Below are 21,905 nucleotides of genomic sequence, written 5' to 3'. Positions count from 1 at the left end.
ACCTTTTTGCAGGTTTCGAGTCTGAGAAGACCTGTTTTCGAGCGTGCGCACCTGGGTGTAGACTTGCTCGCTTTTTGCGCAAATAGAGAGTCGCAGGAATGAAGCCGTTCGCCTCACGTTATCTACTTGTTGCCGCGTTTTCCCTGTTCCTGGCTGCCTGCTCCAGCAAGCCGGCCGAACAGCCGGTGGCGCCTGCCCAACCCGATGCCTGGCAGCAGCTCGAGCAAAGCATCGCCAGCAACGAGTTGGCCACCGCCGAGGATCAACTGACCGCCTTGCAGACCCAGGCGCCGGATGATGCCCGCCTCGAACCGCATCAGCGCCAGTTGGCCGAGGCCTACCTGCGCCGTAGCCAGATCGTCCTGCAAAAAGGCGATGTGAACGCCGCCGCCACGGCGTTGGCCCGTGCCCGGGCGTTGATGCCGCAAGCACCGGCCCTGACCGGCGGCGATGCCGTGGCCCAGGCACGCAAGGCCGAACTGGAAAAGGCCGAAGCGGCGCTCAAGGCTGCCGCGTCGAAGCCCAAGGCCCGGGTGATCGACCCGACCGCGCCGACCACCGTCGTGGCGCTGAAAACCACCGATAGCCGGGCGATGCGCCGCCAGCTGGACGATATCGCGGCAGACGTGGTGAGTTATCAGTGCGAGGTGGTGTTCCAGGTGCCGCGCACCGAGGATGCACCTTGGCTCAAGACCCTTCTGGAGAAGCGGGTGCGCAAGCTCGACAGTGGCTTCGAGCTGAAGCAGAAGCATGAGATCCAGCGTTCATTGCCGGCGCAGGTGGTGTTGATTCCTCATCAGCAATAAACCTGTCAGGGCCTCATCGCCGGCAAGCCGGCTCCCACAGGGGCCGCCTACAATCTGTGGGAGCCGGCTTGTCGTGGCGACGAACCACGGCGATGGGCTGTAAAGCAGCCCCCGATTATGCAGGAACAGCTTCGGCAACTGCCTCCCGCGCCCACACCCGGTGCCCCTCGACTGCCTTGAAGAAGGCCTCGAACGCCTTCTGGTCATCGCCCAGCAACAGCCCCGCATCTACCTTGAGCCCCAGCTTGTTCAGCAGCAGCTTGCCCTCACTGGCGATGCCCATGGGTTTGAGGTGCTTATAGGCCTCGAGCAGGAAGTGCTTGGCCACGCCGCTGTTTTCCAGCGCCTCCAACGAAGCCTTGCCCGCCGGCACCCATACACCGTCGAACATCACCGACGGCATGCCCTCCATCGACGCATCCACCGACAGCTGCTTGCCACCTGCAGTCTTCACTGGTGCCGACGTCGGCCCCAGCAGCATGGGGCGCGCACTTTGCGCCTCCAGCGCCTTGACCACCTTGTCGACACTCGCGTCATCCACGCCATCAGCCACCAGGATGGCGATCTTGCGCCCACTGATGCCGATGTTTCCGGGGTGGTTCATCTGGCTCAAGGCCTTTGACTGCGCCGGCTTGCTGCCCTTGACCTTGACCGTGCCGGCCTTCGGCGCCGGCAGCCCGAGGTTGGCCGCCACCGCTGCCGCCAACTTGAGATCGATGTTGGCCAGGATCTCGTTCACCTCCCGCGCCCGGATCGCCTCGCGCTCGACCTTGCCCAGTTCGAAGCTGTAGGCCTTGATGATGTGCTGCTGCTCGGTGGGGCTCATGCTGTGGAAGAACAGCCGCGCCTGGGAGAAATGGTCGCCGAACGACTCGCTGCGCTGGCGGATCTTGTTTGCATCGATACGTTCCTGGTAACTCTCGAAACCGCCATCCTGTGCGGCGGGCGGTGTTTCCTTCGGCCAGCCGCCATCGATCGAGTTGGGCTCGTAGGAAGCTCGCCCCTTGTCGATGGTCATGCGGTGCATGGCATCGCGCTGGCTGCTGTGATTGGGCGCGACGGGGCGGTTGATCGGGATCTCGTGGAAGTTCGGTCCGCCCAGGCGGCTAATCTGGGTGTCGGTGTAGGAGAACAGCCGGCCCTGCAGCAAGGGGTCGTTGCTGAAATCGATGCCCGGCACGATATGTCCGGGGCAGAAGGCGATCTGCTCCACTTCGGCGAAGAAATTGTCCGGGTTGCGGTCGAGCACCATTTTGCCCAGCGGCGTTACCGGCACCAGCTCCTCGGGGATGATCTTGGTCGGGTCGAGCAGGTCGAAGTCGAACTTGTGTTCATCGGCCTCCGGCACGATCTGCACGCCCAGCTCCCATTCCGGGTAATGACCGGTCTCGATCGCTTCCCACAGGTCGCGGCGGTGATAGTCGGTGTCCTTACCGGCAAGCTTCTGGGCTTCGTCCCACAGCACCGAATGCACGCCCTGGCGTGGCTTCCAGTGGAACTTGACGAAGCTGGCCACGCCTTGGGCATTGATCAACCGGAAGGTATGCACGCCAAAGCCTTCCATCATGCGCAGGCTGCGCGGAATGGCCCGGTCGGACATCGCCCACATGACCATGTGCGCGGATTCCGGCACCAGCGATACGAAGTCCCAGAAGGTATCGTGGGCCGAGCCACCGGTGGGCATCTCGTTGTGCGGTTCGGGTTTGACCGCGTGGACGAAGTCGGGAAACTTGATCGCATCCTGGATGAAGAACACCGGCATGTTGTTGCCGACCAGATCGAAGTTACCTTCATCGGTGTAGAACTTCACCGCAAAGCCGCGCACATCGCGCACCGTGTCGCCCGAGCCACGTGGACCCTGCACTGTAGAAAAGCGTACGAACACCGGGGTTATCTTCTCGGGGTCTTGCAGGAAACCGGCCTTGGTCAGTTCGGCATGGCAACCGTAGCTCTGAAAGTAACCATGGGCGCCAGTCCCACGGGCATGGACGATGCGCTCGGGTATGCGCTCATGGTCGAAGTGGGTGATCTTCTCGCGCATGATGAAGTCTTCGAGCAGCGAAGGCCCACGGGCGCCTGCCTTGAGGCTGTTCTGGTTGTCGGCAACCTTCACCCCCTGGTTGGTACGCAGCGCCTGGCCGCTGGCGTCGCTGCGAAACGCCTCCAAGCTCTGCAGCTTGGCGTTGGTGTTGGCCTTGTCCGGGGTGTCGGTGCCGGCGACAGGGCTGGGCTGTGGCGCCTGGGGCGTCTTGCTGGGCATCTTCGGCTCTCCTCATCAGTCATCAGGCTGCCCGTTCGGGCTTGTTCAATTAGTGACTGGGCCGCCGTCGGATGCGTTCAATCGGATTGCCGACCGTCGCGTTATGCCGATTGGATTGGAGCATTGCGAAATTAATGCTAAGAACACCCAGGGGAAAAGGCTAAAATGCGCGACCCCGGCTAACCGCTGACCCAAATTCCATGCGCCCCACAAGGTTCGCTCAGTGATCGAGTTTCAAAATGTCCACAAGACCTACCGCGTCGCCGGTAGGGATATCCCGGCCCTGAACCCGACCAGCCTGACCATCGAAGATGGTCAGGTGTTCGGCCTGATCGGCCACTCCGGTGCCGGCAAGAGCACCATGCTGCGCCTGATCAACCGCCTCGAGGAGCCGTCCGGCGGCAAGATCGTGGTCGACGGTGAAGACGTCACCGCCTTCGACTCGAACCAGCTGCGGCGCTTCCGCCAGCAGGTCGGCATGATCTTCCAGCACTTCAACCTGCTGGCTTCCAAGACCGTCGCCGACAATGTCGCCCTGCCGCTGGTGCTGGCGGGCGAGCTGTCGCGTGGCGAGATCGACAAGCGCGTCACCGAGCTGCTGGCCCGTGTCGGCCTTTCCGAGCACGCGAAGAAGTACCCGGCGCAACTGTCGGGTGGGCAGAAGCAGCGCGTCGGCATCGCCCGCGCCCTGTCCACCAACCCCAAGATCCTGCTGTGCGACGAAGCTACCAGCGCCCTCGACCCGCAGACCACCGCCTCGGTGCTGCAACTGCTGGCCGAGATCAACCGCGAGCTGAAGCTGACCATCGTGCTGATCACCCATGAGATGGACGTGATCCGCCGGGTCTGCGACCGCGTGGCGGTGATGGACGCCGGGCAGATCGTCGAGCAGGGCCCGGTGGCCGACGTGTTCCTGCACCCGCAGCACGCCACCACCAAGCGTTTCGTCCAGGAAGACGAGCAGGTCGACGAGAACGAGCAACGCGACGATTTCGCCCATGTGCCGGGGCGCATCGTGCGCCTGACCTTCCAGGGCTGCGCCACCTACGCGCCGCTGCTGGGCACCGTGGCCCGCGAAACCGGCGTGGACTACAGCATCCTTGCCGGGCGCATCGACCGCATCAAGGACATTCCCTATGGCCAGCTGACCCTTGCCCTGATCGGTGGAGACATGGAGGCGGCATTCGCCCGCTTCACTGCAGCTGACGTACATATGGAGGTACTGCGTTGATGGACATCCTCAGCTATTTCGCCAACGTCGACTGGGTCGAGATCTGGCAGGCGACCAACGACACCATGGTCATGCTGTTCATCTCGCTGGCCTTCATCATCCTGCTGGGCCTGCCACTGGGCGTCGTGCTGTTCCTGTTCAGCCCACGGCAGATGTTCGAGCACAAGAAGGTCTACGCCGTGCTGGCGACCATCGTCAACATCGTGCGCTCGGTGCCGTTCATCATCCTGCTGATCGTGATGATCCCAATCACGGTGCTGATCACCGGCACCTCGCTGGGCGTTGCCGGTGCCATCCCGCCGCTGGTGGTGGGGACCACGCCGTTCTTCGCGCGGCTGGTGGAAACCGCCCTGCGTGAAGTGGACCGCGGCATCATCGAGGCTACCCAGTCGATGGGCGCCACCACCCGCCAGATCATCTTCAAGGCCGTGCTGCCTGAAGCGATGCCGGGCATCATCGCCGCCATTACCGTGACCGCCATCACCTTGGTGTCCTACACCGCCATGGCCGGCGTGGTCGGGGCTGGAGGCCTGGGTGACCTGTCGATCCGCTTCGGCTACCAACGCTTCCAGACCGACGTGATGATCGTCACCGTGGTGCTGCTGGTGATCCTGGTCCAGGTACTGCAAATGATCGGCGACAAGCTGGTCGTGCATTTTTCCCGTAAGTAACCCCAATGGGGTCGGCCCAGCCGACCCGTTCGGGGGCCGTCGCGGCCCTCACAAGGAGTGATCAATGAAGAAGCTGCTTGCTGTTGTCGCCGCGGTCGCGGCCTTCTCGGCCCACGCCGAGACCCTGACGGTCGCCGCCACCCCGGTGCCGCACGCCGAGATCCTCAACTTCGTCAAGCCGCAGCTGGCGAAGGAAGGCGTGGAACTGAAGGTCAAGGAATTCACCGACTACATCCAGCCGAACGTGCAGGTGTCGGAAAAGCGCCTGGACGCCAACTTCTTCCAGCACCAGCCGTACCTGGATGAGTTCAACAAGGCCAAGGGTACTCACCTGGTAAGCGTCGCCGGCGTGCATATCGAGCCGCTGGGCGTGTACTCGACCAAGGTCAAGAAGCTCGACGAACTGCCTTCCGGCGCCGCCGTGGTCATTCCCAACGACGCCACCAACGGCGGCCGCGCCCTGCTGCTGCTGGACAAGGCCGGGGTGATCAAGCTCAAGGACAACACGAACATCCTGTCGACCATCAAGGACATCGCCGAGAACCCGAAAAACCTGAAGTTCCGCGAACTGGAAGCCGCCACCATCCCACGTGTGCTGACCCAGGTCGATGCCGCCCTGATCAATACCAACTACGCGCTGGAAGCCAAGCTCAACCCGGAAAAAGACGCCCTGGCCATCGAAGGCAAGGACTCTCCGTACGTGAACATCCTGGTGACCCGCGAGGACAACAAGGACGCGGACGCGGTGAAGAAGCTGGTACAGGCCCTGCACTCGCCTGAAGTGAAGCAGTTCATCACCGAGAAGTACAAGGGCGCTGTCGTTCCTGCGTTCTAAGCCTGCAGCCTGGGGCCGCTTCGAGGCCCTATCGCCGGCAAGCCGGCTCCCACAGAGACTGCACGATTGTGGGAGCCGGCTTGCCGGCGAAAGGCCTGCGCAGCAGGCCCAACTATCTCAATCGCGCTTGACCAGCCCCGGCAACTGCGCCACCAGTTTCTGGTTGTTGAACGGCGCACGGATGAACCCACGCTGACGCCCGTCAGGCCCGACCACTGCCAGGTTGCCGCTGTGATCCACGGTATACCCGGGCTTGCTGGTATCGGCCGGAATGAACGGGATGCTCAAGGCGTTGGCCAACTTCTGGGTATCCTCGATCGAGCCCGCCACCCCGACGAAATCCTTGTCGAAGTAGCCCAGGTACTGCTTGAGCTGGTTCGGTGTGTCGCGGTTCGGGTCGACGCTCACCAGCACCACCTGCAGACGCTCCAGCGCCTCCTTGGGCAGCTCGCTCTTCACCTGGCGCAGCTGGGCCAGGGTGGTCGGGCAGATATCCGGGCAGTAGGTGTAGCCGAAGAACAGCAACGACCACTTGCCCTTGAGCTGGTCCAGCACCAGCGGCTGGCCGTTCTGGTCGGTCATGGTCACGTCCGGCACGGTACGGCTCTGCGGCAGCAGGATGATTCCGGCATCGATCAGTTCGGTGGGGTTCAACTGACCTCGGTCGTTGAGTACCTTGTTGACGGTCAGGCCCATGATCAGCGCGACCAGGGCAACGAGGATAAAGACGGTTTTCTGGGTTCGGGTCATAGGTTCAGCAACAGGTAGTGGTCTACGAGCAATGCGATGAACAGGGCGAACAGGTAGCCGATGGAATACTTGAACGTCTTGATCGCCGCGTGCGGCCGGGTGCCACGGTACAACACCCAGGCCCAGTGCAGGAAGCGCAGGCCCAGCACCAGGGCACAGGCCAGGTACAGCGGGCCGCTCATGTGAATGGCGTAGGGCAACAGGCTCACGGCCAGCAATATCAAGGTGTAGAGCAGGATATGCAGGGCCGTGTAACGCTCGCCATGGGTAACGGGTAGCATAGGAATATCAGCTTTTGCGTACTCCTCCTTGCGATGAATCGCAAGGGCCCAGAAGTGCGGCGGTGTCCAGGCGAAGATGATCAGCACCAGTAGCAGCGGCTCGGCGCCCAGGTGCCCGCTGACCGCCACCCAGCCCAGCAATGGTGGTGCGGCCCCGGCCAGGCCGCCGATTACGATGTTCTGCGGCGTGGCCCGCTTGAGAAAGCCGGTGTAGAGCACCGCGTAACCCAGCAGCGAGGCCAGGGTCAGCCAGGCGGTGAGGGGATTGGTGAACGCCAGCAGCAAAACCATCCCCGTCGCAGCCAGCAGCAAGGCGAACAGCAGTGCCGGCAAGGGCGCCACCCGGCCTTGGGCCAGCGGGCGCTTGTGGGTACGGGCCATCAGCGCATCGACGCGGCGGTCGACCACGTGGTTGACCGCCGCCGCGGCACCCGCGCACAAGCCAATTCCCAGGTTGCCGAACAGCAGGACGCTCCAGGCCACCCCCGCGCGGGTGGCGAGAAACATCCCCACCAGCGAGGTGATCAGCATCAACACCACCACCTTCGGCTTGGTCAGTTCCAGATAGTCGCGCCACCCGGCGCGCTGGCGTTCCGTGCTCAGAACCGTCGCCACGAATCGTTCCTCATGTGATGAGTGAGTTGCCCCCCGACCACCGGTGTCAGACGCCAGCCATGGCCCACGCGAACCTTGTCGACCACGCGGATGCGGTAGTTCACCAGCACCATGGTCAGCAGCAGCAGCACACCGCCGGCGTTGTGGGCAACGGCCACGCCCAGCGGCAGGTGGAACAATACATTGCTGATGCCCAGGCCCAACTGCAGCGCCAGCGCCAGCAATACCAGGCGCGCCAGCCCACTCAGGCCATGGCGGTGCAGCTTCCAGCCGAGCATCGAGAGAACCGCCAGTACCAGCATGGCGCCGAGCCGGTGGCTGACATGGATCGCCGTGCGCGCATCGCTGTCCAGTTGCCCGCCCAGGTAATTGGGGCCGACATGCTGGGTCAGGTGGAAGCCGTTGCTGAAGTCCGCCGCCGGCCACCACTGGCCATGGCAGGTAGGCAGGTCGATGCAGGCCACCGCCGCGTAGTTGGCGCTGACCCAACCCCCCAGGGCGATCTGGCCGATCACCACCAGCAGCGCCAGCGCGGCGATCCGTCGCAGGCTCAGCGGCAGTTTCGGCAAGGGCGCAAAGGCCCGGGATAGACGCAGGGATAGCAGGAAAAGCAGGCTCACCGTGGTGAACCCGCCAAGCAGGTGCGCGGTCACCACCTGGGGCCACAGTTTCAGTGTCACGGTCCACATGCCGAACGCCGCCTGGGCCAGCACCACCCCCAGCAGCAACACCGGCAGGCGGTAGGGCTGGCCGTCATGGGCATGCCGGCGTACAGCCTGGAAGGCAAGCAGCGCGATCACCAGCGCCAGGGTGCCGGCGAAATAGCGATGGACCATCTCTGCCCAGCCCTTGGCTTCTTCCACCGGGTGCTCAGGGAAGTGCAGCTCGGCATGGGCCAGTTGGGCATCGGTCTTGGGCACGCTGATGAAACCGTAGCAACCTGGCCAGTCGGGGCAGCCAAGACCGGCGTGAGTCAGGCGAGTGTAGGCGCCGAGCAGCACGACCAGCAGCGCCAGCAGCGTGGCGAACACAGCAAGGCGGAATCCGGGTCTGGCCATGACAGCCTCCTAGCCGATGTTGGACAGCTTGAGCAGGTGACGCAGGTCGTCCAGCACATGCTTGCCCTTGACCTTGGCGTCGTAGCGCAGCACCAGGTTGCCGTGAGGATCGACGATCCACAGTTGCGGGGCAGTGTCGCCGACCTTCTGGATATAGCGCTGGGCGTCAAGCGGGTAGCGTTGCAACTGCGGGTACTCACGGCCCAGCAGCGCCTGGTAGTCGGCGGCCAGCGGCTGGGCCGCCGCCAGGGCATGGCTGGCGCGGCTGGCATCGCGGCCCAGGCCGACCTGGATCTGCCGGGCCAGGTACACCAGTTGCCGGCACTCCTCGGCACAGGCGCCTGGGGCGCTGACCAACAGCTGCCAACGCTCGTCCTGGGCATCAATGCCGATATCGGCCCGGCCCTCGCCATTGCCGATCATCACACCGTGATAGCTGCGCCCCTCCGGCACCCAGAACTTGAGCTTGTACATGCTGGTGGCAAGGATCATCGGCCCGAGCACGACGAACAGGATCAACAGCAGTTGCAGGCGCCCGCGGGGCTTGCGGCGGTCAGGCACGTCCAGTGGACTCGTGGCGGCGGCCATGGCGGTTCTCCTTGTCGTTGTGATGCCAGCCGAAATACAGGTAGAGCAAGACCAGCGCGCTGGCCAGGGCGAACCACTGCACGGCGTAGCCCTGGTGCTTTTCCGGGCCCATGGCGACCACCGGCCAGTCCAGGCGGTAGGCGGCAGGGCCTGGCTGCAGGCGTAGCTCCTGGGCAAAGCCCTCACGGCCCAGCTGCTGCCAGAGCCCGACCGGTTCGATTGCCGTCAGCAGTTGCGGCCACTGGCCGTCGGGGTTGTCCGGGTGCAGTTGGAAGGTCTTGCCCGGCGGCACGTAGACCGTGGCGTCCAGCGCCAGCGCCTGGCTCGGCGTGTCGAAGCGCACCGGCACGCGACGGTCGGGCCACGCCAGCCAGCCGCGATTGACCAGCAACCACAGGCCGCTGGCCTGGTCGTGGAAGGGCTGCAGCAGCTCGACGCCGGCCTTGCCATCACGCATCTGGTTGTCCAGCAGCAGGCTGTGACCGGCATCGAATCGGCCATACAGATGCACGGGGTAGAACGCCGGGTCCGGCAGCTGGCGCAACCGGTCAGCGGTGACCGGCGCCTCGATCTGGCGCTCGGTGTAGGTAGCCAGCAGGTCACGCTTTTCGTCCGCGCGCCGCAGTTGCCAGCAGCCGAGTGCGATCAACCCCGGCAGCAGCGCAAGCACCACCAGGGTCGGTATCAGGCCTGGGCGAAACGGCTTCACCAAGGCCTCGTGAGGTCGAGCGCTATACTTGTATCCATCACCGCATCCCCCGGAGTTTCGCCATGCTCAAGGCCGCAATTGTCCTGATGCTGCTGGCCACCATCGCCAGCCTGTTCAGTGGCCTGGTGTTCCTGGTCAAGGACGACGACCAGTCGACCCGCCTGCTCAAGGCCCTTACCGTGCGCGTCGCCCTCGCCACCCTGACCATCGCCCTGGTGGCCTGGGGCCTGATCAGTGGGCAACTGGTGTCGCACGCCCCCTTCTGAATTCACACCATCCCTGTAGGAGCGGCTTCAGCCGCGATCACCCGCGAAGCCGCACTACAGGACATACACAAAGATGAACAACCCCACCCACACCACATCGACGAAGTGCCAGTACCAGCTCGCCGCCTCGAAGCCGAAGTGCTTGTCCGGTTCGAAGTGCCCACGCAGCACCCGGCAGAACATCACGAACAGGATCAGCGTGCCCAAGGTCACATGTGCGCCGTGGAACCCGGTGAGCATGAAGAACGTCGCACCGTAAATGCCCGAACCCAGGGTCAGCCCGAGTTCGTTGTATGCCTCGTGGTACTCGTAGGCCTGCAGGGCGAGGAACGCCAGCCCCAGCAGGATCGTCAGCCCCAGCCAAAGCTTCAGCGTGCCGCGGTGCCCCTTGCGCAGGGCGTGGTGGGCAATGGTCACGGTCACACTGGAACTCACCAGCAGGATGGTATTGATCAGCGGCAGGTGCCACGGATCGATGACCTCCTTGGGCGGTGGGAACAGTTTCGGGTCCGGTGTGTGCAGCAGCGGCCAGACGAACTCGAAGTTGGGCCAGAGCATGTGCGCCACGCCCTTGTCGCCTTCGCCCCCCAACCACGGCCCGGCCAGCACCCGCACGTAGAACAGCGCGCCGAAGAAGGCCAGGAAGAACATCACCTCGGAGAAGATGAACCAGCTCATGCCCCAGCGGAACGAGCGGTCCATCTGCGCACTGTAGAGCCCGGCGTGGCTTTCCTTGACCACCGCGCCGAACCAGCCGAACAGCATGTAGGCCAGGAACAGCGCGCCGACGAAGAAGATCAGCGGCCCGTGGGACTCCGGGTGGCCGGCCTTGAGGTCGTTGAACCAGGTGCCGAGCCCGAACACGGTGATGAACATGCCGATCGTGGCAATGATCGGCCACTTGCTCTGCGCCGGTACGTAGTAATGCTCGTGGCTTGCCATGATGTATCTCCTTCCCTCAGCGGGCGCCCTCGGTCGCGGCGTGGGCGACCGGGGGGTGGCGAGCGGTGATGTCGAACAGGGTGTAGGCCAGGGTCAGGTGTTTCACCGACTCCGGCAGGTCGCGGTCGACGATGAAGCGCACCGGCATCTCGATGCGCTCGCCCGGCTGCAGGACCTGCTGGGTGAAACAGAAGCACTCGGTCTTGTGGAAGTACGCCGCGGCCTCGGCAGGGGTGATGCTGGGGATGGCCTGGGCGCTCATGGGCTGGTTGGTCGGGTTGCGGGCCACGAAGATCATCTGGTTCACCGCCCCCGGGTTGACCTCGATCTGGTCGGCGCTGGAGTGGAACTCCCAGCTCATGTCGCCGGCATTGGTCGACATGAACTGCACCCGCACCGAACGGGTCGGGTCGCTCACCTGGGTGCCCGCGTACTGCCCGCCGGTCTTGCCGTTGATGCCGAAGGCCTTGCACATCACGTCGTAGATCGGCACCAGGGCAAAACCGAAGGCGAACATCACCACGGTGAGCATCAGCAAACGGGTGACCAGGCGTTTGAGCGACAGGCCGTCCATGGGCGGGCTCCTACTTCACTTCCGGCGGAGTCTGGAAGGTGTGGTAGGGCGCCGGCGACGGGATCGACCACTCCAGCCCCTCGGCACCGTCCCACGGTTTGGCCGGCGCCGGCGCGCCGCCACGGATGCACTTGATGACGATGAACAGGAAGAAGATCTGCGTGGCGCCGAACATGAACGCACCGATCGACGAGACCATGTTGAAGTCGGCGAACTGCAGGTTGTAGTCGGGGATCCGCCGCGGCATGCCGGCAAGCCCGACGAAGTGCATGGGGAAGAAGGCCAGGTTCATGCCGATGAACGACAGCCAGAAGTGCAGCTTGCCCAGTGTTTCGTCGTACATGTGCCCGGTCCACTTCGGCAGCCAGTAGTAGGCCGAGGCGAAGATGCCGAAGATCGCCCCGGGCACCAGCACATAGTGGAAGTGCGCCACCACGAAGTAGGTGTCGTGGTACTGGAAGTCCGCCGGTGCGATGGCCAGCATCAACCCGGAGAAACCACCAATGGTGAACAGGATGACGAAGGCGATGGCGAACAGCATCGGCGTCTCGAAGGTCAGCGAACCCTCCCACATGGTGCTGACCCAGTTGAACACCTTCACCCCGGTGGGCACGGCGATCAGCATGGTCGCGTACATGAAGAACAGCTCGCCCACCACCGGGATACCGACCACGAACATGTGGTGGGCCCAGACGATGAACGACAGGAAGGCGATCGCCCCGGTGGCGTAGACCATCGAGGTGTAGCCGAACAGCGGTTTGCGCGAGAACGCCGGGATGATCGAGCTGACCGCGCCGAACGCCGGCAGGATCATGATGTACACCTCGGGGTGGCCGAAGAACCAGAACACGTGCTGGAACAGCACCGGGTCACCGCCACCGGCGGCGCTGAAGAAGCTGGTGCCGAAGTGGATGTCCATCAGCATCATGGTCACCACGCCCGCCAGCACCGGCATCACCGCGATCAGCAGGAACGCGGTGATCAACCAGGTCCAGACGAACAGCGGCATCTTCATCAGGGTCATGCCCGGGGCGCGCAGGTTGAGGATGGTGGCGATCACGTTGATCGCGCCCATGATCGAGCTGATGCCCATCAGGTGGATGGCGAAGATGAAGAAGGTCACGCTGGCCGGCGCGTAGGTGGTCGACAGCGGGGCGTAGAAGGTCCAGCCGAAGTTCGGCCCGCCGCCCGGGCTGAACAGGGTCGAGACCAGCAGCAGGAAGGCCGCCGGCAGCAGCCAGAAGCTGAAGTTGTTCATCCGCGGCAGGGCCATGTCCGGCGCGCCGATCATCAGCGGGATCATCCAGTTGGCCAGGCCGACGAAGGCCGGCATCACCGCGCCGAACACCATGATCAGCCCGTGCATGGTGGTCATCTGGTTGAAGAACGCCGGCTCCACGATCTGCAGGCCGGGCTGGAACAGCTCGGCGCGGATCACCATGGCGAACGAGCCGCCGAGCAGGAACATGGTGAAGGCGAACCACAGGTACATCGTGCCGATGTCCTTGTGGTTGGTGGTCAGCACCCAGCGCATCAGGCCCTTGGCCGGGCCGTGGGCGTGTTCATGACCGTGGGCGTGGTCGTCGATCACTGCACTCATGTCCTGTCTCCTGCAATCCACTGACTGCCGCGGGTAGCCCGGTTCATTGCGCTTCGGCCTGCTTGAGCGCCAGCACGTCCTTCGGCGTGACCATGTCGCCCTTGTTGTTGCCCCAGGCGTTGCGCTCGTAGGTGACCACCGCGGCGATATCGACTTCCGAAAGCTGCTTGCCGAATGCCGCCATGGCGGTGCCCGGCTTGCCGTGGAAGACGATGCCCAGGTGCGCTTCCTTGGGCCCGGTGGCGATCTTCGAGCCCTTGAGGGCAGGGAACATCGGCGGCAAGCCCTGGCCTTCGGCCTGGTGACAGGCCACGCAGGTGGTGTGGTAGACCTTGTCGCCACGTGCCACCAGCTCTTCGAGGGTCCATTCCTTGCTGGTCAGCTCCTTGAGCTTGGCCGCCTCGGCCTTGCGCTCGCCGAGCCAGGTGTCGTAGTCGGCCTTGGATTTCACCTCGACCACCACCGGCATGAAGCCATGGTCCTTGCCGCACAGCTCGGTGCATTGGCCGCGATAGATGCCCGGCTTCTCGACCCGGGTCCAGGCCTCGTTGACGAAACCGGGGATGGCATCACGCTTGACCGCGAAGGCCGGCACCCACCAGGAATGGATGACGTCGGCGGCGGTCACCAGGAAGCGCACCTTGGCGCCCACCGGCAGCACCAGCGGCTGGTCGACTTCGAGCAGGTAGTGCTCGTCCTTCGGTGACTTGTTGTGGATCTGCTCGGCGGGGGTGGCCAGGTTGCTGAAGAACTCGACGTCCTGGCCCAGGTACTTGTAGTGCCACTTCCACTGGTAACCGGTGACCTGGATATCGATGTCCGAGTCGCTGGCGTCGTAGATGTCGATCAGGGTCTTGGTGGCCGGAATGGCCATGGCCACGAGGATCAGGAAGGGCACGACGGTCCAGAGGATCTCGACCCAGGTGTGCTCGTGGAAGTGCGCGGCCTTCTGCCCGGTGGAGCGGCGGTGGATGACCATCGACCAGAACATCGCGCCGAACACCACGATGCCGATGATTACGCAGATCCAGAAGATGGTCATGTGCAGGTCGAACACCGCGTGGGAGACTTCCGTCGCCCCGGGCGCCATGTTCACCGTCCATGCTGCCTGTGCCTGACCAAACAATGACCACAGCAACAGGCCCATCCAGACATGTGGATGTCGCATCATTGCGGGTTCCCCTTATCGTTCTTGTAGTCCCGGAGGCGTGGACGACCTGCTACGACAAAGGGGGGAACGGTGGCCAAGACTGCCTGGCTTCGACGACCGAGCCCCCTGCTTAAGGCAGTCGGGCCTCATCAACGAATCACGTTTCAAGCGGAGTATAGACACCGACCAATGGGGCGCAACGCAGGGACTGAAATGATCTTCATGCAACCAAACGTTTGCGCTGAAAGGCGCATGGATACTGGGCCGGGACACAATAATGGCACATTGATATAGCGAATTTCCTACACGCGCCTAAGAGATATAACAAATGCGTCTTAGCGATTCTCGTAAGCAAGCTAACTTAGTGTCTTCCGTTTGTAACGCCTTGTCCCTGGAGTTGTCATGAACATCGCTGCTGTACGCGAGCAGATCGAAAACGCCCATCAACATGAGAGCCGCACAGGCCAACTGAAGAACCGTCTCGAGAAGCAACTGCCACACCTGCACCCTTCGATCCACCTACCCAAGCAGGACGCCCAGGGTACTTTGGCCCGCTTCGTCGGCGCCTATATCAACGAGGTTCCAGAACTGCTCGAAGCCGCGCACACCGTGGCCCTCGAGGCCGGCATCGAATCGCAGATCAAGCCGGTGCTGAAGATTGCCGAGGCCTATTTCCTGCAGCCACCGACCGTGATGGCGGGACAGGTCGGGCTCGATTGCCTGCTGGACGAGGCCTACCTGGCGCATCGCCTGGTCGAGGAGGTCAACGACCTGTATATCCGCCACTTCCAGCAGCCGCTGATTCCGGTGGATACCACGGTCGCCAACCTGATCGCCCACCAGCTGATCGGCGAGACCTTCGCCAACCAGCTAGATGAGGTGGTGCATCACTCGGTGGACGAGATGCTCGATGACGAGAGCTTCGCCGTGGAGTCAGTGGAGCGCTATCGCGACAAGCTGTCGAACCCGGAAACCGGAGAGGCCTGGAAACGCTGGCCGTGCCTGTCGCGCCAGCTGGGCGTGGAGTTGAGCCAGTCGGCCTGAGCTTGCATCTCGACTGGCCTCATCGCCGGAAAGCCGGCTCCCACAAGTACAACGCAGGGTTTGATACCGGCGCCGTCATCGTGGGAGCCGGCTTGCCGGCGATGGGCCGCTAGGCGGCCCTCTTAGACGCCAACCCCCGCCGTAGTCCGCAACCGTCCCTCGACCCGGCGTTTCAAACGCCGCTGCTCCAGCACCAGCCGCGAGCCCTTGGCTGCGCCGCTGCGGCCCCAGTCCTCCAACAGCTCCAGGCAGGAATGGTCGATATAGCTCAGGTTGCCGAGGGGCACGTGCAGTGTTGTCCCCTCCGGCACGCTATCGAGCACCTGGGCCAGAGCCGGCACTTTGAGGAAGGTGGCCGCGCCGCCAAGGCGCAGCTCCATGTGCCCCGGCTTGTCCAACATCACCAGGTTGATCTTCAACCGCGCCGCCTTCAACGCCAGCTTCAGCAGGGTCAGGGCAAAGCCCAGCAGCACGCCGGTCAGCAAGTCGGTAAAGATGATTGCCAGGGCCGTCGCCGCATAGGTGAACATCGGCATCCGCCCATAGCGGCCCAGGCCGCGGAATGCCTTGAAGTCGACCAGCTTCACCCCGGTATAGACCAGCACCCCGGCCAGGCTGGCCACCGGGATCTGCTGCAGCACACTGCTCAGCGCCACGACGAACGCCAACAACCACAGGCCATGCAGGATCGCCGAGGCGCGGGTCTGCGCACCGGCCTGGACATTGGCCGAACTGCGTACGATCACCCCGGTCATCGGCAACGCGCCGAGCACGCCGCAGAGCATGTTGCCGATACCCTGCGCCGACAGCTCTCGGTCGAAATCCGAGCGCTGGCCACTGTGCATGCGATCGACTGCCGCCGCGGACAACAAGGTCTCGGCGCTGGCGATGAAGGCCAGGGCGAAGGCCGCCACCAGCAGGGTCGGGTCGGCCAGCTTGAGCAGGTCGTCCGGGCGCAGCCAGTCGATGGCCTGGGACAGGTCCGCCGGCACCTGCACACGATTGACCGGCAGCGCCAGCCACAGGCTGATGGCGGTCATCGCCGCCACCCCCAGCAACGCACCCGGGATGAAGCGCAGCCGCTGCGGGCGCAAGCGCTCCCAGCCCCACATGATGGCGATAGTGCCCAGGCCCAGCGCGCCGGCCTGCCAGCCATTGCCCGCGCTTTCCAGCGGCAGCGCTGCGACCAGCGTTGTCGGGAAGCCCAGCAAGTTGTCCACGCCCGACGGTTGCGGTGCGCTATCGAACATCACATGCATCTGGGACAGCACGATCAGCACACCGATACCAGCAAGCATGCCGTACACCACCGCTGGCGCGGTCACCCGGAACCAGCATCCCAGCTTCAACCGCCCGGCGAGCAACTGCAGCAGGCCCGCCAGCAGCAGGATTGGCCCGAGCATGGCCACGCCGTGCTGGCGCACCAGCTCGAACACCAGCACCGCCAGGCCCGCCGCCGGGCCACTGACTTGCAGCGGCGAGCCGGCCAGAAAGCCCACCACGATGCCGCCGATGATCCCGGTGATCAGGCCCTTGGCCGGTGGCATGCCCGAGGCGATGGCGATGCCCATGCACAAGGGCAGGGCCACCAGGAACACCACCACCGAAGCGAGCAACTCGCGCGGCAATGCCGCTTTGATCTGTGTCTTGTTCACCATGACGCTCCTTTATCGATTCACGGCCATTCCTCTGGCCGCGAGCACTGTGAACCCTGAATCGCGCGCAGGCGCGGGCCGCCAGCGGGTTTGCCGGCAAGGCGTTCAGGGGAATTCAAGGCAGGCGAAGGCCGCGCCGCACCCGTGGGGTGCAGCCGGCTATCAAGGTTTTTTCAGCGTGGTCGGGTCGCTTAGTAGCGGCCTCTCGGAGTGGCGCTGGGGATCGGCTGGCCTGCGGTCAGCGGCAGGAAGCGGTCGCTGGCGGCATCGTAGGCTTCGATCTGGCTGGTCTCGATATCGTACAGCCAGCCATGGATGTGCAGCTGGCCCGCGGCCAGGCGCGAAGCCACCGACGGGTGGGTGCGCAGGTGATGGAGTTGAGCGATGACGTTTTCCTTGGTCACCAGCTGCATGCTTTCGTGCGGGGTATCGCAGGAGCAGTTGTCTTCGACCACGGTACGCGCCACCTCGGCGTGGCGCAGCCAGGCCGCAACGGTCGGCATCTTGTCCAGCGAGTGCGGGTTGAGCACCGCGCGCATGGCGCCACAGTCGGAGTGGCCGCAGACGATGATGTGATGCACGCCCAAGGCCAGCACCGCGTACTCGATGGCGCTCGACACACCGCCGTTCATCTGCCCGTACGGCGGTACGACGTTACCGACGTTACGGGTGACGAAAAGGTCGCCCGGCGAACTTTGGGTGATCAGCTCGGGGACGATGCGCGAGTCGGCACAGGTGATGAACATCGCGCGGGGCTTTTGCGCGGTGGCTAGCTTCTTGAACAGCTCTTGCTGCTCGGGGAAGACCTCGGTGTGGAACCGCAGGAAGCCGTCGACGATATGCTTCAGGGCGGCATCGGCGCTTTCGGCGGGTGCGGCCGGGACAACCTTGGATGGGTCCTTGATGGGCATGATTCATCCTCTTGACGGTTTGAAGGTAAGTTCCATGTTACCGGGGAAAGATTATGGCTATGCGGGGATTAGATGACGCGCACAGGCAATAGATCACAGTCGAGGTGGACTGGGGGCCTACGCTAGCGAAGAAAACTTAACTGAAACTTAATTTGGAAGGCTCTAGAACGGGCGTTCCAGAAGTTTTTGGCGGGATTTGGATAATAGCAAAAAAGCATCAATTGCCAATAGCCAGCAAAGAAATTAGCGGCTTACATGAGCGGTATTCGATGATGGCTTTTACACACATTCAGAACAACGCCATTTGCCCACCCGGCGGGCAGAACGCCATGCAATCGAGCGCCAGCTCCTCCCGCCCCTCGAACCCCAGGCGCCTCGCTGCCTTGCGAAACCGCTGCGCCAGCAACTCGGCGAACACCCCTTCACCACGCATTCGCGCGCCAAATCGGCTGTCGTACAGCTCGCCACCACGGCTCTGGCGGATCAGGCTCAGCACATGGTCGGCGCGTTGCGGGTAATGATCGCGCAGCCACTGCTCGAACAACGGCGCCACCTCCAGCGGCAATCGCAGCATCATGTACGCCGCGCTCTGCGCGCCGGCGTCCTTCGCCGCCTCCAGCAGGCGTTCCAGTTCACTGTCGTTGATCATCGGGATCATCGGCGAACACAGCACGCCCACCGGCACACCGGCCTCGCGCAAGACCCGAATCGCGCGCAAACGCGCTTTCGGTGCGGCTGCGCGGGGCTCTAGCGTACGCTTGAGCTCATCGTCCAGGGTGGTCAGGCTGATCATCACCCGCGCCAGGCGCTGGCTGGCCAGTTCGCTGATCAGGTCGAGATCGCGCAAGATCAGCGAGCCCTTGGTGACGATGGTGACCGGGTGGCGGTAGCGCAGCAGCACCTCCAGCAGGCGCCGGGTGAGTTGCTGTTCGCGCTCGATGGGCTGATAAGGGTCGGTGTTGGAGCCCAGATTGATCGGCGCACAGACGTAGCCGGGCTTGCTCAGTTGCTGTTCTAGCACCTCGGCGGCGTTGGTCTTGGCGATCAGCTTGGTTTCGAAGTCCAGGCCGGGGGAGAGGTCCCAGTAGGCGTGGCTGGGCCGGGCGTAGCAGTAGATGCAGCCGTGCTCGCAGCCACGGTAGGGGTTGATGGAGCGGTCGAAGGGCAGGTCGGGGGAGGTATTGCGGGCGATGATGGTCTTGGCCAGCTCGATTCGCACCTCGGTACCTTGCGTGAGCGGGACTTCCTGGTACCAGCCGTCGTCCTCGGCCACAGAGTGGTTGGGGGCGAAACGGTTGTGCGGGTTGGCGGCGGTGCCGCGGCCACGGAGGGAGGTTGGCTTCATGATTAAAAAACCCGGATCACTGTATGCGCATACAGTAATCCGGGTTTATCTGGAGTGCCAGTGCCATCAGGCGGATTGCAAAGGGCTGCTGCGCAGCCCATCGCCGCGGTTCGTCGCCACGACAAGCCGGCTCCCACAGAAGAGCGCGATACCCTGTGGGAGCCGGCTTGCCGGCGATGGGCCGCAAAGCGGCCCCAGTATCACTCAGGCTTCTTCAGCTTCGGATTGGGGAAGAACTGCACGGTCTGCACCTGCACTTTCACAGGTGCCGCCTTCGGCGCCAGTTGGTTGACCCGGGTGCCAAGCTCGGAAGGCACCGACAACCCTTGTTCGTTCAGGGTGTCGGTGAACCCGCAGCCCACGCACTCACGGTGCGGCACGCCATCCACGCTCCACATCATCAGCTTGTCCATCTCGCTGCACGCCGGGCACACGGCCCCGGCGATAAAGCGTCGCTTGGTTATGCTCACAGCTACCTCACTCATGCCGCTGCGTCCTCGCTCAGGCCGCAGTGGCGCAGCAGTGCATCGATGGAAGGCTCACGGCCACGGAAGTCGACGAACAGCACCATCGGCTCGCGAGAACCGCCCCGGGCCAGGATCGCCTCGCGGAACGCGCGGCCGGTCTCGGCATTGAGCACGCCTTCTTCTTCGAAGCGCGAGAAGGCATCGGCCGACAGCACTTCGGCCCACTTGTAGCTGTAGTAGCCCGCCGCGTAGCCGCCGGCGAAGATGTGCGCGAAGCTGTTGGGGAAGCGATTGTAGGCCGGCGGACGCATCACCGAGACCTCGTCGCGCACGCCTTCGAGCACCTGCAGCACGCTGCGGCCGTCGCCGTGGGTGGCGTGCAGCTCGAAGTCGAACAGCGAGAACTCCAGCTGGCGCACCATCATCATGCCGGACTGGAAGTTCTTCGCCGCCAGCATCTTGTCCAGCAGGTCCTGGGGCAATGCCTCACCGGTCTCGTAGTGGCCGGAGATCAGCGCCAGGCCCTCGGGCTCCCAGCACCAGTTCTCCATGAACTGGCTCGGCAGCTCCACCGCGTCCCAGGCCACGCCGTTGATACCAGACACGCCGGCATGCTCGATGCGAGTCAGCAGGTGGTGCAGACCGTGCCCGAACTCGTGGAACAGCGTGGTGACTTCGTCGTGGGTCAGCAGTGCAGGCTTGCCTGGAGTGGCTGGGGTGAAGTTGCACACCAGGTTGGCCACCGGGCTCTGCAGGCTGCCATTGGCGGTGCGGCGATGGTCGCGGGCGCCGTCCATCCATGCGCCGCCGCGCTTGTTGGCGCGGGCGTAGAGGTCGAAGAAGAAGCGCCCGACGTGCTGGCCGTTTTCCTTGATCTCGAACAGGCGCACATCCGGGTGCCAGCTGTCGAAGCCCTTGAGTTCGTTGATCTCGATGCCGTACAGGCGCTGCACGATGACGAACAGGCCGGACAGCACCTTGTCGATCGGGAAGTAGGCGCGCAGCGCTTCCTGGGACACGCTGTAGCGCTGCTCGCGCAGCTTCTCGCCGAAGTAGCCGGCGTCCCAGCTGGCCAGCTCGGGGGTGCCTTGCTCGGCGGCATAGGCCTTGAGCTGCTCCAGGTCCTGGGCGGCGAATGGCTTGGAACGCTTGGCCAGGTCGCGCAGGAAACTCAGCACCTGGTCGCTGGATTCGGCCATCTTGGTGGCCAGGCTCAGCTCGGCGAAGTTCTTGTAACCCAGCAGTCCGGCCAGCTCCTGGCGCAGGTCGAGGATCTCTTCCATCACCGGGCCGTTGTCGAACTGGCCGGCATTCGGGCCCTGGTCGGAGGCACGGGTGCAGTAGGCGGCATACAGCTCTTCGCGCAGGGCGCGGTCGCTGGCGTAGGTCATCACTGCGTAGTAGCTGGGGAACTCCAGGGTAATCAGCCAGCCGTCCAGGCCCTTGGCCTGCGCTGCGGCGGCCATCTGCGCCTTGGCCGAGTCGGTCAGGCCGGCCAGCGCGGCTTCTTCGGTGACGTGCTTGGTCCAGGCCTGGGTGGCGTCGAGCAGTTGGTTGGAGAAGCGGCTGCCCAGTTCGCTGAGCTTGCTCTGCACCTCGGCGTAGCGCTGCTGCTTGTCGGCCGGCAAGTCGATGCCCGACAGGCGGAAATCGCGCAGGGCGTGGTCGATGATGGTCTTCTGCGCCACGTCGAAGCTGGCGGCTTCAGGGCTGGCGGCCAAGGCTTCATAAGCCTCGAACAGGGCACGGTTCTGGCCCAGTTCGGTGGAATAGGCGCTCAGGGCCGGCAGGCACGACTCGTAGGCCTCGCGCAGTTCCTGGCTGTTGCACACCGCGTTGAGGTGGCTGACCGGGCTCCAGGCGGCGCCCAGGCGGTCGTTGAGTTCGTCCATCGCCAGCACCAGGCCGGCCCAGGTCGGGCTCTTGCCCTGCTTTTCGAGGATCTCGGCGATGGCCTTGCGGTTGTCGGCGAGGATCTGCTCGATCGCCGGCAGCACATGCTCGGCGCGGATCGCCGAGAAGGGCGGCAGATCATGGGACTGCAGCAGCGGGTTGTTCGCACTCACGGTTCGGGTACCTTGGCAGGAGAAACACGGGACCATCTTAATTACAATCGACGCCGACCGCAGCAGGCAGCCTGCCTATCG

General features: G+C 64.0%; 21 protein-coding genes. 6 read left to right on the top strand and 15 right to left on the bottom strand.

The annotated features are described in order from the left end of the window. The first annotated feature begins 98 nt into the window (after positions 1 to 98). Positions 99 to 806 carry a PA5502 family lipoprotein gene (locus KSS90_RS00340; RefSeq protein WP_217867801.1) on the top strand — a complete coding sequence of 236 codons (708 nt, stop codon included), beginning with the start codon at positions 99 to 101 and terminating at the stop codon, positions 804 to 806. Positions 807 to 921: 115 nt separating this feature from the next. Here KSS90_RS00340 and katE read toward each other — a convergent pair whose 3' ends face one another. Continuing rightward, entirely contained in the window at positions 922 to 3,066 is a 2,145-nt protein-coding gene (gene katE / locus KSS90_RS00335) for a catalase HPII (RefSeq protein ID WP_217867800.1), read from the bottom strand. Between the two features lie 223 nt (positions 3,067 to 3,289). Between katE and KSS90_RS00330 the strand changes: the two genes are divergently transcribed. The 3 genes from KSS90_RS00330 to KSS90_RS00320 all read left to right on the top strand — a co-directional run bounded on the left by KSS90_RS00330 (position 3,290) and on the right by KSS90_RS00320 (position 5,803). Beyond that, positions 3,290 to 4,297 (top strand): methionine ABC transporter ATP-binding protein, encoded by a 1,008-nt coding sequence (locus KSS90_RS00330; protein ID WP_110696963.1) that lies wholly within the window; start codon positions 3,290 to 3,292, stop codon positions 4,295 to 4,297. Further along, positions 4,297 to 4,968, top strand: a complete 672-nt coding sequence (locus KSS90_RS00325) for a methionine ABC transporter permease (protein WP_023632566.1) — start codon at positions 4,297 to 4,299, stop codon at positions 4,966 to 4,968. The genes KSS90_RS00330 and KSS90_RS00325 overlap by 1 nt, the downstream gene beginning before the upstream one ends. A gap of 64 nt (positions 4,969 to 5,032) precedes the next feature. Further along, positions 5,033 to 5,803 carry a MetQ/NlpA family ABC transporter substrate-binding protein gene (locus KSS90_RS00320; RefSeq protein ID WP_102683007.1) on the top strand — a complete coding sequence of 257 codons (771 nt, stop codon included), beginning with the start codon at positions 5,033 to 5,035 and terminating at the stop codon, positions 5,801 to 5,803. A gap of 117 nt (positions 5,804 to 5,920) precedes the next feature. Here KSS90_RS00320 and KSS90_RS00315 read toward each other — a convergent pair whose 3' ends face one another. From KSS90_RS00315 to KSS90_RS00295, 5 genes are read right to left on the bottom strand one after another with little or no spacing between them, the layout of a single operon-like run. Then, positions 5,921 to 6,553, bottom strand: coding sequence for an SCO family protein (locus KSS90_RS00315; RefSeq protein WP_028688687.1), 633 nt, complete (start codon positions 6,551 to 6,553; stop codon positions 5,921 to 5,923). Next, positions 6,550 to 7,449, bottom strand: a complete 900-nt coding sequence (gene cyoE / locus KSS90_RS00310) for a heme o synthase (RefSeq protein WP_217867799.1) — start codon at positions 7,447 to 7,449, stop codon at positions 6,550 to 6,552. The genes KSS90_RS00315 and cyoE overlap by 4 nt, the downstream gene beginning before the upstream one ends. Next, positions 7,434 to 8,507, bottom strand: coding sequence for a COX15/CtaA family protein (locus KSS90_RS00305; protein ID WP_217867798.1), 1,074 nt, complete (start codon positions 8,505 to 8,507; stop codon positions 7,434 to 7,436). Before KSS90_RS00305 ends, cyoE begins: the two co-directional genes overlap by 16 nt. A gap of 9 nt (positions 8,508 to 8,516) precedes the next feature. Further along, complete coding sequence (locus tag KSS90_RS00300; protein ID WP_217867797.1) at positions 8,517 to 9,095, bottom strand: PA_0111/PP_0108 family redox-active disulfide protein; 579 nt, start codon at positions 9,093 to 9,095, stop codon at positions 8,517 to 8,519. After that, positions 9,061 to 9,804, bottom strand: coding sequence for an SURF1 family protein (locus KSS90_RS00295; protein WP_217867796.1), 744 nt, complete (start codon positions 9,802 to 9,804; stop codon positions 9,061 to 9,063). Before KSS90_RS00295 ends, KSS90_RS00300 begins: the two co-directional genes overlap by 35 nt. Before the next feature lie 62 nt (positions 9,805 to 9,866). On the opposite strand from KSS90_RS00295, the gene KSS90_RS00290 reads away from it, so the two are divergent. Next, positions 9,867 to 10,070: a twin transmembrane helix small protein gene (locus KSS90_RS00290; RefSeq protein WP_023628968.1), complete on the top strand. Its 204-nt coding sequence runs from the start codon at positions 9,867 to 9,869 to the stop codon at positions 10,068 to 10,070. Positions 10,071 to 10,124: 54 nt separating this feature from the next. On the opposite strand, the gene KSS90_RS00285 is transcribed toward KSS90_RS00290, so the two are convergent. Genes KSS90_RS00285 through coxB form a run of 4 tightly spaced genes read right to left on the bottom strand, consistent with a single transcriptional unit; the run spans position 10,125 to position 14,357 of the window. Continuing rightward, positions 10,125 to 11,012 (bottom strand): cytochrome c oxidase subunit 3, encoded by an 888-nt coding sequence (locus KSS90_RS00285; RefSeq protein ID WP_217867795.1) that lies wholly within the window; start codon positions 11,010 to 11,012, stop codon positions 10,125 to 10,127. A 16-nt stretch (positions 11,013 to 11,028) separates the two neighbouring features. Then, complete coding sequence (locus tag KSS90_RS00280) at positions 11,029 to 11,586, bottom strand: cytochrome c oxidase assembly protein (RefSeq protein WP_217867794.1); 558 nt, start codon at positions 11,584 to 11,586, stop codon at positions 11,029 to 11,031. 10 nt (positions 11,587 to 11,596) lie between these two features. Further along, positions 11,597 to 13,186 (bottom strand): cytochrome c oxidase subunit I, encoded by a 1,590-nt coding sequence (gene ctaD, locus KSS90_RS00275; RefSeq protein WP_217867793.1) that lies wholly within the window; start codon positions 13,184 to 13,186, stop codon positions 11,597 to 11,599. A 43-nt stretch (positions 13,187 to 13,229) separates the two neighbouring features. Further along, positions 13,230 to 14,357, bottom strand: a complete 1,128-nt coding sequence (gene coxB, locus KSS90_RS00270) for a cytochrome c oxidase subunit II (RefSeq protein WP_217867792.1) — start codon at positions 14,355 to 14,357, stop codon at positions 13,230 to 13,232. Positions 14,358 to 14,738: 381 nt separating this feature from the next. Here coxB and KSS90_RS00265 point away from each other — a divergent pair, with 381 nt between their 5' ends. Further along, the gene (locus KSS90_RS00265) at positions 14,739 to 15,380 is read left to right on the top strand and encodes a hypothetical protein (protein WP_217867791.1); all 642 of its coding nucleotides are present in this window, start codon (positions 14,739 to 14,741) and stop codon (positions 15,378 to 15,380) included. A gap of 122 nt (positions 15,381 to 15,502) precedes the next feature. Here KSS90_RS00265 and KSS90_RS00260 read toward each other — a convergent pair whose 3' ends face one another. The 5 genes from KSS90_RS00260 to prlC all read right to left on the bottom strand — a co-directional run bounded on the left by KSS90_RS00260 (position 15,503) and on the right by prlC (position 21,860). Further along, the gene (locus tag KSS90_RS00260) at positions 15,503 to 17,038 is read right to left on the bottom strand and encodes a SulP family inorganic anion transporter (protein WP_217867790.1); all 1,536 of its coding nucleotides are present in this window, start codon (positions 17,036 to 17,038) and stop codon (positions 15,503 to 15,505) included. Between the two features lie 188 nt (positions 17,039 to 17,226). Further along, complete coding sequence (locus KSS90_RS00255; protein ID WP_217867789.1) at positions 17,227 to 17,946, bottom strand: carbonic anhydrase; 720 nt, start codon at positions 17,944 to 17,946, stop codon at positions 17,227 to 17,229. Between the two features lie 289 nt (positions 17,947 to 18,235). After that, complete coding sequence (locus KSS90_RS00250) at positions 18,236 to 19,291, bottom strand: PA0069 family radical SAM protein (RefSeq protein ID WP_217867788.1); 1,056 nt, start codon at positions 19,289 to 19,291, stop codon at positions 18,236 to 18,238. 200 nt (positions 19,292 to 19,491) lie between these two features. Continuing rightward, positions 19,492 to 19,776 carry a YheV family putative zinc ribbon protein gene (locus tag KSS90_RS00245; protein WP_217867787.1) on the bottom strand — a complete coding sequence of 95 codons (285 nt, stop codon included), beginning with the start codon at positions 19,774 to 19,776 and terminating at the stop codon, positions 19,492 to 19,494. Beyond that, the gene (gene prlC / locus KSS90_RS00240) at positions 19,773 to 21,860 is read right to left on the bottom strand and encodes an oligopeptidase A (protein WP_217867786.1); all 2,088 of its coding nucleotides are present in this window, start codon (positions 21,858 to 21,860) and stop codon (positions 19,773 to 19,775) included. The genes KSS90_RS00245 and prlC overlap by 4 nt, the downstream gene beginning before the upstream one ends. Positions 21,861 to 21,905 lie beyond the last annotated feature (45 nt).

The sequence above is a fragment of the Pseudomonas maumuensis genome (assembly GCF_019139675.1).
Classification (GTDB): Bacteria; Pseudomonadota; Gammaproteobacteria; order Pseudomonadales; family Pseudomonadaceae; genus Aquipseudomonas; species Aquipseudomonas maumuensis.
The sequence above is the reverse complement of the archived record's forward strand: the minus strand, read 5'-3'. Positions and strand labels throughout refer to the sequence as shown.

Excerpts from the sequence above, each read along its gene's own strand:
- KSS90_RS00250 (WP_217867788.1), bottom strand. The coding sequence starts at position 19,291 with ATGAAGCCAACCTCCCTCCGTGGCCGCGGCACCGCCGCCAACCCGCAC.
- KSS90_RS00265 (WP_217867791.1), top strand. The coding sequence starts at position 14,739 with ATGAACATCGCTGCTGTACGCGAGCAGATCGAAAACGCCCATCAACAT.
- katE (WP_217867800.1), bottom strand. The coding sequence starts at position 3,066 with ATGCCCAGCAAGACGCCCCAGGCGCCACAGCCCAGCCCTGTCGCCGGC.
- KSS90_RS00320 (WP_102683007.1), top strand. The coding sequence starts at position 5,033 with ATGAAGAAGCTGCTTGCTGTTGTCGCCGCGGTCGCGGCCTTCTCGGCC.
- prlC (WP_217867786.1), bottom strand. The coding sequence starts at position 21,860 with ATGGTCCCGTGTTTCTCCTGCCAAGGTACCCGAACCGTGAGTGCGAAC.
- KSS90_RS00325 (WP_023632566.1), top strand. The coding sequence starts at position 4,297 with ATGGACATCCTCAGCTATTTCGCCAACGTCGACTGGGTCGAGATCTGG.
- KSS90_RS00280 (WP_217867794.1), bottom strand. The coding sequence starts at position 11,586 with ATGGACGGCCTGTCGCTCAAACGCCTGGTCACCCGTTTGCTGATGCTC.
- ctaD (WP_217867793.1), bottom strand. The coding sequence starts at position 13,186 with ATGAGTGCAGTGATCGACGACCACGCCCACGGTCATGAACACGCCCAC.
- KSS90_RS00290 (WP_023628968.1), top strand. The coding sequence starts at position 9,867 with ATGCTCAAGGCCGCAATTGTCCTGATGCTGCTGGCCACCATCGCCAGC.
- KSS90_RS00305 (WP_217867798.1), bottom strand. The coding sequence starts at position 8,507 with ATGGCCAGACCCGGATTCCGCCTTGCTGTGTTCGCCACGCTGCTGGCG.
- KSS90_RS00245 (WP_217867787.1), bottom strand. The coding sequence starts at position 19,776 with ATGAGTGAGGTAGCTGTGAGCATAACCAAGCGACGCTTTATCGCCGGG.
- KSS90_RS00300 (WP_217867797.1), bottom strand. The coding sequence starts at position 9,095 with ATGGCCGCCGCCACGAGTCCACTGGACGTGCCTGACCGCCGCAAGCCC.
- KSS90_RS00285 (WP_217867795.1), bottom strand. The coding sequence starts at position 11,012 with ATGGCAAGCCACGAGCATTACTACGTACCGGCGCAGAGCAAGTGGCCG.
- KSS90_RS00315 (WP_028688687.1), bottom strand. The coding sequence starts at position 6,553 with ATGACCCGAACCCAGAAAACCGTCTTTATCCTCGTTGCCCTGGTCGCG.
- coxB (WP_217867792.1), bottom strand. The coding sequence starts at position 14,357 with ATGATGCGACATCCACATGTCTGGATGGGCCTGTTGCTGTGGTCATTG.
- KSS90_RS00255 (WP_217867789.1), bottom strand. The coding sequence starts at position 17,946 with ATGCCCATCAAGGACCCATCCAAGGTTGTCCCGGCCGCACCCGCCGAA.
- KSS90_RS00260 (WP_217867790.1), bottom strand. The coding sequence starts at position 17,038 with ATGGTGAACAAGACACAGATCAAAGCGGCATTGCCGCGCGAGTTGCTC.
- KSS90_RS00340 (WP_217867801.1), top strand. The coding sequence starts at position 99 with ATGAAGCCGTTCGCCTCACGTTATCTACTTGTTGCCGCGTTTTCCCTG.